At 33.1% G+C, this 11753-nt stretch carries 12 protein-coding genes; all 12 read left to right on the forward strand.

What is annotated here, in order from left to right:
- Nucleotides 1-13 precede the first annotated feature (13 nt).
- The 12 genes from ftsZ to uraA all read left to right on the forward strand — a co-directional run bounded on the left by ftsZ (nucleotide 14) and on the right by uraA (nucleotide 11753).
- Nucleotides 14-1171 (forward strand): cell division protein FtsZ, encoded by a 1158-nt coding sequence (gene ftsZ, locus ACO6VN_RS04625; protein WP_017000549.1) that lies wholly within the window; start codon nucleotides 14-16, stop codon nucleotides 1169-1171.
- Between the two features lie 60 nt (nucleotides 1172-1231).
- Nucleotides 1232-2023, forward strand: a complete 792-nt coding sequence (gene pgeF / locus ACO6VN_RS04630) for a peptidoglycan editing factor PgeF (RefSeq protein WP_422404287.1) — start codon at nucleotides 1232-1234, stop codon at nucleotides 2021-2023.
- Nucleotides 2024-2031: 8 nt separating this feature from the next.
- Nucleotides 2032-2703: a YggS family pyridoxal phosphate-dependent enzyme gene (locus ACO6VN_RS04635; RefSeq protein WP_422404288.1), complete on the forward strand. Its 672-nt coding sequence runs from the start codon at nucleotides 2032-2034 to the stop codon at nucleotides 2701-2703.
- A gap of 12 nt (nucleotides 2704-2715) precedes the next feature.
- A complete protein-coding gene (locus ACO6VN_RS04640; RefSeq protein WP_017000552.1) occupies nucleotides 2716-3294 on the forward strand; it encodes a cell division protein SepF in 579 nt (192 codons plus the stop codon).
- Between the two features lie 12 nt (nucleotides 3295-3306).
- On the forward strand, nucleotides 3307-3603 hold the full coding sequence (locus ACO6VN_RS04645; protein WP_017000554.1) for a YggT family protein: 297 nt from the start codon (nucleotides 3307-3309) through the stop codon (nucleotides 3601-3603).
- Nucleotides 3604-3681: 78 nt separating this feature from the next.
- Nucleotides 3682-4455 (forward strand): RNA-binding protein, encoded by a 774-nt coding sequence (locus ACO6VN_RS04650; RefSeq protein WP_422404289.1) that lies wholly within the window; start codon nucleotides 3682-3684, stop codon nucleotides 4453-4455.
- 18 nt (nucleotides 4456-4473) lie between these two features.
- Nucleotides 4474-5058, forward strand: coding sequence for a DivIVA domain-containing protein (locus ACO6VN_RS04655; RefSeq protein ID WP_017000559.1), 585 nt, complete (start codon nucleotides 4474-4476; stop codon nucleotides 5056-5058).
- Between the two features lie 193 nt (nucleotides 5059-5251).
- On the forward strand, nucleotides 5252-8002 hold the full coding sequence (gene ileS, locus ACO6VN_RS04660) for an isoleucine--tRNA ligase (RefSeq protein ID WP_064204070.1): 2751 nt from the start codon (nucleotides 5252-5254) through the stop codon (nucleotides 8000-8002).
- Between the two features lie 174 nt (nucleotides 8003-8176).
- Nucleotides 8177-8656 (forward strand): signal peptidase II, encoded by a 480-nt coding sequence (gene lspA, locus ACO6VN_RS04665; RefSeq protein ID WP_064211145.1) that lies wholly within the window; start codon nucleotides 8177-8179, stop codon nucleotides 8654-8656.
- Nucleotides 8653-9576, forward strand: coding sequence for an RluA family pseudouridine synthase (locus ACO6VN_RS04670; RefSeq protein ID WP_064204069.1), 924 nt, complete (start codon nucleotides 8653-8655; stop codon nucleotides 9574-9576). Before lspA ends, ACO6VN_RS04670 begins: the two co-directional genes overlap by 4 nt.
- Nucleotides 9577-9782: 206 nt before the next feature.
- Nucleotides 9783-10304, forward strand: a complete 522-nt coding sequence (gene pyrR, locus ACO6VN_RS04675; RefSeq protein ID WP_017000567.1) for a bifunctional pyr operon transcriptional regulator/uracil phosphoribosyltransferase PyrR — start codon at nucleotides 9783-9785, stop codon at nucleotides 10302-10304.
- Between the two features lie 147 nt (nucleotides 10305-10451).
- A complete protein-coding gene (gene uraA / locus ACO6VN_RS04680) occupies nucleotides 10452-11753 on the forward strand; it encodes a uracil permease (protein WP_017000569.1) in 1302 nt (433 codons plus the stop codon).

The raw sequence follows: 11753 nt of genomic DNA on the forward strand, positions 1-11753 counted from the left end.
AGGAGGATAATAAATGTTAGAATTTGAGCAAGGATTTAATCATTTAGCTACTTTAAAAGTAATTGGTGTTGGTGGCGGCGGTAACAACGCTGTAAACCGTATGATAGACCATGGTATGAATAATGTAGAATTTATTTCTATTAACACAGATGGTCAAGCGTTAAACTTATCTAAAGCGTCATCAAAAATTCAAATTGGTGAAAAATTAACTCGTGGTTTAGGAGCAGGTGCTAACCCAGAAATTGGTAAAAAAGCTGCTGAAGAATCTCGTGAACAAATAGAAGATGCTATTCAAGGTGCGGATATGGTATTCGTAACTGCAGGTATGGGTGGCGGAACTGGTACAGGTGCTGCACCAGTTGTTGCTAAAATTGCTAAAGAAATGGGTGCATTAACAGTTGGTGTTGTTACTCGTCCATTTAGCTTTGAAGGTCGCAAACGTCAAACACAAGCTGCAGCTGGCGTAGAATCTATGAAAGCTTCAGTAGACACTTTAATCGTTATTCCTAACGATCGTTTATTAGATATTGTAGATAAATCTACACCTATGATGGAAGCTTTCAAAGAAGCAGACAATGTATTACGTCAAGGTGTACAAGGTATCTCTGATTTAATCGCTGTTTCTGGTGAAGTAAACTTAGACTTTGCAGACGTAAAAACGATTATGTCTAACCAAGGTTCAGCATTAATGGGTATCGGTGTTTCTTCTGGTGAAAATAGAGCAATTGAAGCGGCTAAGAAAGCAATTTCTTCTCCATTATTAGAAACATCTATCGTAGGCGCTCAAGGTGTCCTTATGAACATTACGGGTGGAGAATCACTATCTCTATTCGAAGCACAAGAAGCTGCTGATATCGTTCAAGATGCTGCTGACGAAGATGTTAACATGATATTTGGTACAGTTATTAATCCTGAATTACAAGACGAATTAGTCGTTACAGTAATTGCAACAGGTTTTAATGATAAACCTTCTAGTGCGCGCAAACCTCAAGGTGGCGGAGCATTTGGTGGAACTACAGAAGCACCTTCAAAAAGAGATGAAGGAGAGTCACTAGATAGAAAAGCTTCATTTGAAAGTAAACCTGCTGCAAATGAATCAACTGATGATAGTGATATTCCAAGTTTCATTCGAAATAGAGAAGATAGACGTTCTAGACGCTCTAGACGATAAATGAACTTTAAAAGTCATCAGGCATATGTCCTGATGACTTTTTTTATTAGGAGAGATAACATGGAAGAAATATTTAGTCAGCAAAATCACCACTTATCATATAATGTTCAAGAAAGACCTGATTTAACAATTGGGATAACAATAAGAACTGACGGTCACAGTCCTTACCCAAATAATGCTTTTAACATGGCGCGTTATATAGATGATAATCCAGAGAATATTACAAAACACCAAGGAATATTAGCTGATGAGATTGGCTTCTCGTGTGATTCATGGGTGTTTCCAATCCAAACTCATGAAAATAAAATTCAAGAAATTAAATCATCAGATAGAGGTAAAAATATATTAGAGCTTACTAACGAGTTATATGGATTAGATGGATTATACACTTATGAATCAAATATTTTACTGACAATGTGTTTTGCTGATTGCGTACCAATTTATTTGTATGATACGAATAGCGAGTATGTCGGACTTTGTCATGCAGGTTGGAGAGGAACTCAATCGCAAATCATTAAAGAGATGATTGGAAACTATAAAGGTGATATTGAGAACCTTAGAATTGTTATCGGTCCTTCAACTTCAAATAGTTATGAAATTAACGATGATATTTACAATAAATTTAAGTCTTTACCAATTGATTCATCTTTATATATTGAAAATAGAGGTCAGAATAAACATGGTATAGATTTGAAAAGGGCAAATGAATTGTTAGCTATATTTTATGGTGTAAAACCAGAACATATCGTTAAGACAAATCATTGTACAGCTAGTGAAACAGATAAGTTCTTTTCCTATAGAGTAGAACAAGGAAATACTGGAAGAATGCTTGCATTTATAGGTAGAAAGTAGGTATAATTTTGAAATCGGTAAAAGAAAATTTAGTAGATATAGAGTCACAAATTCGTAACAGTACTAAAGAATCAAGTTTTGAAACATCACCTCAAGTGATTGTTGTTACAAAATATGTTACAATAGACCGAGCTATAGAAGCTTATCAAGCTGGTTTAAGAAATTTCGGTGAAAATAGAATTGAAGGTTTCGTTGAAAAGAAAAAGCAACTTCCTGATGATGCAATTATGCATTTTATTGGGTCTCTGCAAACAAGAAAAGTAAAAGAAATCATTAATGATATCGATTACTTACACGCACTAGATAGGTTGAAATTAGCAAAAGAAATAGAAAAACGTGCCAACCATAAAGTTAAATGTTTTGTTCAAGTTAATGTTTCAGGTGAGGAATCTAAACACGGTATGTCACCAGAAGAAGTCATTCCTTTTATTAAAGAAATGGAAAATTTTGAACACATTGAAATCGTTGGTTTAATGACTATGGCACCACTAACCGAAGACAAAGAAAAATTAAGACAATATTTCAAACAACTAAGACTGTTAAAAGATAAAGTACAATCATTAAATCTAAGCTATGCACCTTGTACAGAATTATCTATGGGCATGAGCAATGATTTTAATGAAGCAATAATAGAAGGTGCTTCATATGTTCGAATTGGTACAAAATTAGTTGGTGAATAAGGAGTGTAAATTATGGCTATTAAAGATGTGTTTAAAGGTTTCTTCATAGTAGATGATGAAGAGGAAGTATACGAAGAACCACGTCAAGAGCAAAGTAGAGCCCCCGAGCAAGAACAAAGCTCTCAAGAGAAAAAGAAAACAGCACAGAATACTTTAAAAAGTGTACCGTCACAACAGAATAATACAACAAGATATCAATCACAACGTTCACGTGATTTTAATAAACCTGAAAGGAAAGAAGCCATGAGTGAAAAACGTACAAATTCATCTCAAACAAATGTGGTGAGCATGGGTGGTAATATGGATTTTGCGCAAAATTCAAAAATGTGCTTGTTTGAACCAAGAGTATTTTCTGATACACAAGATATCGCAGATGAACTTAAAAATAGAAGAACAACACTAGTAAACTTACAAAGAATAGATAAAGTATCTGCTAAAAGAATAATTGATTTCTTAAGTGGAACAGTTTATGCTATCGGCGGTGACATTAGAAGAGTTGGGACAGATATTTTCTTGTGCACACCTGATAATGTTGAAGTTGCTGGATCAATCACAGAACAAATTGAACAAGTTGACCCTTATCAAGAATAGAGGAAATAGTATATGGATAGCGGATTATTAAGTACAATTTTAGGATTTGTATTGTTTGTTGTTAAAATTTATCAATATGGTATGATTGTTTACTTCTTAACATCTTGGTTACCTGGATTAAGAGAAGGAGCTATAGGACAATTTTTAGGTAAGATTTATGAACCGTTTTTAGAACCTTTCAGAAAAATAATTCCACCTCTAGGTATGTTAGACATATCTTCAATTGTGGCTTTTATTACTTTAAGTTTATTCTATGTAGGTTTAATAAGCGTATTCAATATGTTTGTACCTGTAGTACCAATCCTGTAAATTTAACATGAATGATATAGTGTAATGGGATGGGACAATGCGTCCATCCTTTTTTTATATATATTTAGAGGTGTAACAATGGATATCTATCAACATTTTAGAAAAGAAGAAAGAGAAGAAATTGATTTATTTATTAATAAATGTGAAATAGCAGAAAGAAATTACCAACATGTTCTTACGGACTTTTTAGACCCTCGAGAACAATACATTTTAGATACAATAGTTGGTAGTTTTGAAGGATTAAGAGTCCATTATTTTGGCGGAGGTAATGAGGCTGAAAGAAAGCGTGCAATAATTGCTCCTGATTACTTCACTCCAGAAGAAGAAGACTTTGAAATAGTATTAATCGAACTTAATTATCCAACTAAGTTTGTAACATTAACACATCGAAATATATTAGGAACGATAATGTCTCTAGGAATTGATCGTAATCAATTAGGTGATATTATTGTTAACGAAAAAATACAATTTGTTTTGACAAAAAGATTTGAATCATATATTATGTTAGAATTAACAAAAATTAAAGGTGCAGGAATCAAATTGAGTTCTATTCCTTTTCAAAATATGATACAATCAAATGAGAATTGGGTTACACGAGATACAACTGTGAGTGCTATGAGGCTTGATGTAATTGTAAAGAATATAACTAATACAAGTAGAGCGCTAAGCAAGAAACTCATAGAAGGTAAACGTGTAAAAGTCAATCATAGAGAGATTGAAAGAGTAGACTTTTTAGTCGAAGAGAATGATTTACTATCGATAAAAGGATACGGTCGTGCTAAGATTGTAGCCAATAATGGTGAATCAAAAAAAGGTAAATTACGTATAACATATCGTACTTTGTTTAAATAGTGCTAAGGAGGAAAACTGATGGCATTTACCCCAGAAAATATTAAACAAAAAGAATTTAGTAGAGTGCATAAAGGCTTAGATGAATCAGAAGTACGTCAATATCTAGAATCATTAAGCGATGAAATAGAAAAATTAAAATCAGAAAAAGCGCAATTACAAACATTAATAGATGATAAAGATGAAAATATTAATCGTTTTAGAGCGGTCGAAAACACAATTTCTGAAGCAATATTACAAGCTCAAAAAGCAGGCGAACAAACAAAGCATTCCGCTGAGCTAAAAGCTGATTCTATAGTTAAAGAAGCTGAAGGTAGAGCTAATATTATCATCAATGATGCTTTACAAAAAGCACGTAAAATAAGCTTCCAAACTGAAGATATGAAGAGACAATCTAAAGTATTTAGATCTCGTTTTCGTATGTTAGTAGAAGCGCAACTTGATTTGTTGAAGAATGATGATTGGGATTATTTATTAAATTATGATATTGATCAACAACAAGTTACTGAAGAAAATATTGACATTTTGCAAAAAGAAGAACAAAATAATCAAGAGAAGATTAATAATCAATCTATAGATAGTGATGAGGACGCGTCTAAAGAATAATTATAGTAGAAGCGAGCTAGGGATGGTGAAAGCCTAGTCGAATAATTTCTTTAGGTATCACCTTTTCATAAAATTATATATAGTTAATGAGTGAACTCTAAGTTGAGTTAATAAGGGTGGTACCGCGATTACTTCGTCCCTATTATTTCAACTTAGAGTTTTTTATTTTAATAATTGAAGGAGATTAAAACTTATGGACTACAAAGACACGTTACTTATGCCAAAAACAAGCTTCCCAATGAGAGGTGGACTTCCAAATAAGGAACCTCAAATTCAAGCTGAATGGGATGAAAAAGACTTATTTAATAAAATTTTAGAAAAAAATAAAGGTAAAACACCATTTATTTTGCATGACGGACCTCCGTACGCAAACGGTAATCTACACATGGGTCATGCATTGAATAAAATCTTAAAAGACTTTATTGTTCGTCATAAAGCAATGACGGGTTATTATGCACCTTATGTTCCAGGTTGGGATACACATGGTTTACCTATTGAACAAGCATTAACAAATAAAGGTGTTAAGCGTAAAGAAATGTCAGTCGCAGAATTTCGTGAAAAATGTGAAGAGTTTGCACTTGAACAAATCGAAGTACAAAAATCTGACTTTAAACGTTTAGGTGTAAATGGTGACTGGCAAAACCCATATATTACTTTGAAACCTGAATTCGAAGCAGCTCAAATTCGCGTATTTGGAGAAATGGCAGCTAAAGGTTTAATTTATAAAGGTAAAAAACCAGTTTATTGGTCACCTTCAAGTGAATCATCTTTAGCAGAAGCTGAAATTGAATATAAAGATAAAAAATCACCATCTATTTATGTAGCTTTTAAAGTAGTTGATAGTAAAGGTGTTGTAGATGAAGATGCATCATTCGTTATCTGGACAACAACTCCATGGACAATTCCATCAAACTTAGGAATTGCTGTTAACCCTGAACTTACTTATGTACAAGTAAATGTTGAAGGTAAAAAATATGTAGTAGCAGAGGCGTTATTAGATGCTGTTTGTGAAGATTTAGACTGGAATAAAGAAACAATTGTTCGTGAAAAAGAATTTAAAGGTTCTGAACTTGAATATGTTACAGCGCAACATCCATTTATCGACAGAACATCATTAGTAATTTTAGGCGATCACGTAACAACAGACGCAGGTACTGGTTGTGTTCATACAGCACCTGGACATGGGGAAGATGACTATGTTATCGGACAAAAATATGATTTAGGTGTAATTAGCCCAATCGATGATAAAGGTGTTTTCACAGAAGAAGCAGGAGAGTTTGCAGGGCAATTTTATGATAAAGCAAACAAAACAATTACAGAAAAATTAGATGAAGTTGGAGCACTATTAAAACTATCATTCTTCTCACATTCATATCCACATGACTGGCGTACGAAAAAACCGGTTATCTTTAGAGCGACTGAGCAGTGGTTCGCTTCAATCAGTAAAGTAAGACAAGATATTTTAGATGCAATTGATACAACTAAATTTAAAATTGATTGGGGTAAAACACGTTTATACAACATGATTAGAGATAGAGGAGAATGGGTAATTTCTCGTCAAAGAGTTTGGGGCGTACCATTACCTGTATTCTATTCTGAAAATGGCGATATCATCATGACAGAAGAAACAATTAATCATGTTGCTGATTTATTCGAAAAACATGGATCTAATGTTTGGTTTGAAAGAGAAGCTAAAGATTTATTACCTGAAGGATTTACACATGAAGGTAGTCCTAATGGTGTATTCACTAAAGAAACAGATATTATGGATGTTTGGTTCGATTCAGGCTCTACGCACAGAGGAGTACTTGAAACTAGACCTGAATTATCTTACCCAGCTGATATTTATATTGAAGGAAGTGACCAATATAGAGGTTGGTTTAACTCTTCAATTACAACTTCAGTAGCAACAAGAGGCATTTCACCATATAAAATGTTACTTTCACACGGTTTTGTAATGGATGGTGAAGGTAAAAAAATGAGTAAATCTCTTGGTAATGTTATCGTACCAGATAAGATTGTTAAACAAATGGGTGCTGATATTGCTCGACTATGGGTGAGTAGTGTTGATTACTTGGCTGATGTTCGTATTTCTAATGAAATTTTAAAACAAACTTCAGATGTTTACCGTAAAATCAGAAATACATTCCGCTTCTTATTAGGAAACGTGAATGATTTTAACCCAGCAACTGATAGTGTTTCTTATGATGAAATGCTTGAAATCGATCAATACATGCATAACCGCTTAAATCAATTTATCGGTAAGACATTATCACATTATGAAGCTTACGACTATTTAGACATCTATCAAGATATTCAAAACTTTATCAACGTAGATTTAAGTAATTTCTACTTAGATTACGGTAAAGATATTTTATATATTGAAAAAGCAGACTCATTAAAACGTCGTAGTATGCAAACCGTATTATATGAGACATTAGTTAAATTAACTAAGTTATTAGCACCAATTATCCCACATACTGCAGATGAAATTTGGGGTCATATTCCACATGTTGAAGAAGAAAGTGTACATTTAACAGATATGCCTGAACCACATGAAATTGATACTGTATTAATGGAAAAATGGTCTCAATTCATGAAATTAAGAGACGATGTTAACAGAGCTCTAGAAGTAGCACGTAATGAAAAAGTAATTGGTAAATCATTAGAAGCGCATATTACTTTATCTAACTCATCTGAGTTTGATACTGTTGATTTCTTAAGTAAATTTAATGATTTAAATCAATTATTCATTGTATCAAAAGTTGACGTTGTAGATGAATTAACTGAAGGTACAGAATATGAATTAGTTAAAGTTAAAGTTGATCATGCAGAAGGTGAAAAATGTCAACGTTGTTGGAACTATTCAGATCAATTAGGTTCAGTTAATGGACTAGATCACTTATGTCCTCGTTGTCAATCAGTTGTAGCAACTTTAGGTTAATCATTTAATTTGAAAAACAATTTGTTGTGTAAATAAATACTTCTATTAAAGTTTTCACTTTAATAGGAGTATTTTTAATGTAATAACATAAAAATAGATGTTTAATATTATTTGTCAGATTAACAAACCTACCTGTTTATGTGGTAAAATAATCAAGATTGGAGTGAACAATAAATGCGTAAAGGTTATAATATTCCTATATGGAGTATTTTTATAGTTATAATTATAGCGTTAGACCAATTAACAAAATATATGATTGTAAAATCATTAGAAATTGGTGATTCTGTAAAAGTTATTAAAAATCTTTTATATATAACTTCTCATCGGAACGAAGGTGCTGCGTGGGGTATTCTTCAAGGGAAAATGTGGTTGTTCTATATTGTGACAATCGTTGTGTTAGTTATATTAGTTATGTTCTTTAAAAGCGAAGGTTATGGAAAACCATTAATCCAATTCGGTCTGAGTTTATTAATAGCTGGTTCGATAGGTAATTTTATAGATCGATTGTTTAGAAGTGAAGTAGTAGATTTTATAGATACGTATATATTTGGTTATAATTTCCCGATATTTAATGTTGCAGATGCAGCTTTAACAATTGGTGTTATTGTATTAATTATTGTAATTTTATTTGAAGGCAAGGAGGAAAAAGCTTGAATACGTTTGAATTTAAGATAGAAACAGAGCAAGAAGCGGGCGTAAGAATTGATAAATTGTTACCTGAATTAAATCCAGATTGGTCAAGAAGTCAAATACAAGATTGGATTAAATTAGGTTTAGTTGAGGTAAACGGTAAAGTCGTAAAATCAAATTATAAAACTAAATTGAATGATACGATTGTTGCTACTGAAAAAGTAGTAGAAGAAGTAGACATAGTAGCAGAAGATTTAGGCATAGAGATATATTATGAAGATAAAGATGTTGCGGTAGTTTACAAGCCTAAAGGAATGGTAGTACATCCTGCTCCCGGACATTATACTGGAACTTTAGTAAATGGACTTATGTATGCTATAACAGATTTATCAGGCATTAATGGAGAAATTAGACCAGGTATTGTACATCGAATTGATAAAGATACTTCAGGTTTATTGATGGTAGCAAAAAATGATATTGCACATAGAGGACTAGTAGAACAATTAGTCGATAAGACAGTAACTAGAGAATATACTGCTTTAGTACATGGTCATATCCCTCACGAATTCGGTACTATTGAAGCGCCTATTGGTAGAAACCCAAAAGAGCGCCAAGAAATGGCTATCGTTGATGATGGCAAAGAAGCAGTAACGCATTTTAACGTGATAGAAAAATTCGACCAATATACATTGGTGAATTGTCAGCTTGAAACTGGGAGAACACACCAGATTAGAGTGCACATGAAACATATTGGTTACCCATTAGTAGGGGATCCAAAGTATGGTAGAAAGAAAACTTTAGATTTAGGCGGGCAAGCTTTACATGCAGGGTTACTTGGATTTGAACATCCTATAACTGGAAAATATATCGAAAAAGAAGCACCTTTACCTGAATATTTCGAAGCGTTAATAGAAAAGTTAAGAAAAATAGAAGATAAAAAATAATTGTAATAATACTAGTTTAATTTCAGATATACTTTGACAATATACTAGAAAAACGATATTATAGTTTTAACAATTAAATCGTCTTTAACAGACAGTCCTGAGAGGCTGAGAAGACATATATGTGCGTGTGGACCTTTTTAAAGGTACCAGTATATACTCATGTCTTCTTAAAGACATGAGTATTTTTTTGTGGAAGGAGATTGAATATGGCTGAAAGAATGATTATGGATGATGCAGCAATCAATCGTGCTTTGACGAGAATGTCACATGAGATTTTAGAGAAAAACAAAGGCACGAAAGATATTGTATTATTAGGTGTGAAAACTAGAGGCGTACACTTAGCAAATAGAATTGAAAAGAAAATCAAATCTATAGAAGATGTACAAGTGCCAACTGGCGAGATTGATGTCACACATTACCGAGATGATGTAGAACATAGTCAAATTAAAGTGAAATCATTTGATATCGAAGTAGATATTAATGATAAACATGTTATTATCGTCGATGACGTGTTATACACAGGTCGCACTGTTAGAGCTTCACTTGATGCTATATTAGACCATGCACGACCACGAAAAATCAGCTTAGCTACATTGGTAGATAGAGGTCATAGAGAGTTGCCTATTAGAGCAGATTACGTTGGTAAAAACGTACCAACTGCATCTAACGAATCAATAGTAGTAGAACTAGAAGAAATTGACGATAAAACAGCAGTAACATTAAATTAAATAATTCCTTTTAAATCAGTACGAGATACTGGCAAAGGAGCGTTTTTGTAACAGTCTACCTGTATATATTTGTATAGGTATAACTGTATACATAGATCCCTTTGCATATCTTGTAAAGGGATCTTTTTTTGAATAGGAGAATGGAAAATGACACACAACGAAGAAATGTTTGAACGCACGGTTGAACCTATTTTAGATGTAAATGAGAAACCAAAACCTTCTCAATGGTTTTTCTTAAGTTCACAGCACTTATTTGCAATGTTTGGAGCAACAGTATTAGTACCTTTCTTAACAGGATTACCTGTTTCAGCAGCGTTAATCGCTTCGGGGCTTGGAACATTACTTTATATTCTAATTACTAAAGGAAAAATACCCGCATACTTAGGATCAAGTTTCGCGTTCATCACACCGATTATAGTTGGTCTTAAATCACACGACCTAGGCGAAATGTTAGTGGCTTTGTTCATGAGTGGTGTCCTTTATGTAATCATCGGATTGATTATAAGGCTTACAGGCACAGATTGGTTGCTGAATTTATTACCACCTGTCGTAGTAGGACCAGTAATTATGGTTATAGGACTTGGTTTAGCGCCAGTTGCTGTCAACATGGCAATGTACACTGATTCAAACGCAATGACTGGATACAGCGGTGTTTATATTACAGTGGCACTGATTACACTGATTACAACAATAATTGTTTCAGTATTCTTTAAAGGATTTTTATCAATCATACCAGTATTGATAGGTATTATTGTAGGTTACATTTCATCATTACTATACGGCATTGTTGATTTAGAACCTATAGCAAAAGCGAAATGGTTACAATTACCAGACATATACATGCCTTTTCATGATTACACACCTTCATTACAGTGGGGATTAATATTAATCATGTTACCGATTGTATTTGTAACGGTAAGTGAACATATTGGGCATCAAATCGTTATTAATAAAATTGTCGGTAAAAACTTTTTCAAAGAGCCAGGTTTACATCGATCATTAATCGGTGATGGCGTGTCAACTATGATGTCTTCTATTATAGGTGGACCTCCAAGTACAACATACGGAGAAAATATAGGTGTACTAGCAATTACAAAAATTTATAGTATATGGGTTATAGGAGGTGCAGCAGTCCTCGCACTTATTTTAGGCTTTGTTGGAAAGTTTACAGCTATGATTTCCACTATACCGACACCAGTCATGGGCGGTGTATCGATACTGTTATTCGGAATTATAGCTTCAAGTGGATTGAGGATGTTGGTAGAAAACAAAATTGACTTTGGTAACAATAGAAATTTAATTATAGCATCAGTAATTTTAGTACTAGGAATCGGAAAAGCACATCTAGATTTTACAGGTATCGGTATTCATTTGAATATTGAAGGGATGGCATTAGCAGCAACAGTTGGTATTTTACTGAATCTCATTTTACCCAAGAAAATAAAATAA

Source organism: Mammaliicoccus sp. JADD-157, assembly GCF_049310805.1.
In the GTDB taxonomy this organism is placed as follows: Bacteria; Bacillota; Bacilli; order Staphylococcales; family Staphylococcaceae; genus Mammaliicoccus; species Mammaliicoccus lentus.

Bases quoted from the DNA above. Each gene is read 5' to 3' on its own strand.
- ftsZ (WP_017000549.1), top strand. From the start codon at position 14: ATGTTAGAATTTGAGCAAGGATTTAATCATTTAGCTACTTTAAAAGTA.
- pgeF (WP_422404287.1), top strand. From the start codon at position 1,232: ATGGAAGAAATATTTAGTCAGCAAAATCACCACTTATCATATAATGTT.
- ACO6VN_RS04640 (WP_017000552.1), top strand. From the start codon at position 2,716: ATGGCTATTAAAGATGTGTTTAAAGGTTTCTTCATAGTAGATGATGAA.
- ACO6VN_RS04645 (WP_017000554.1), top strand. From the start codon at position 3,307: ATGGATAGCGGATTATTAAGTACAATTTTAGGATTTGTATTGTTTGTT.
- ACO6VN_RS04650 (WP_422404289.1), top strand. From the start codon at position 3,682: ATGGATATCTATCAACATTTTAGAAAAGAAGAAAGAGAAGAAATTGAT.
- ACO6VN_RS04655 (WP_017000559.1), top strand. From the start codon at position 4,474: ATGGCATTTACCCCAGAAAATATTAAACAAAAAGAATTTAGTAGAGTG.
- ileS (WP_064204070.1), top strand. From the start codon at position 5,252: ATGGACTACAAAGACACGTTACTTATGCCAAAAACAAGCTTCCCAATG.
- lspA (WP_064211145.1), top strand. From the start codon at position 8,177: ATGCGTAAAGGTTATAATATTCCTATATGGAGTATTTTTATAGTTATA.
- pyrR (WP_017000567.1), top strand. From the start codon at position 9,783: ATGGCTGAAAGAATGATTATGGATGATGCAGCAATCAATCGTGCTTTG.
- uraA (WP_017000569.1), top strand. From the start codon at position 10,452: ATGACACACAACGAAGAAATGTTTGAACGCACGGTTGAACCTATTTTA.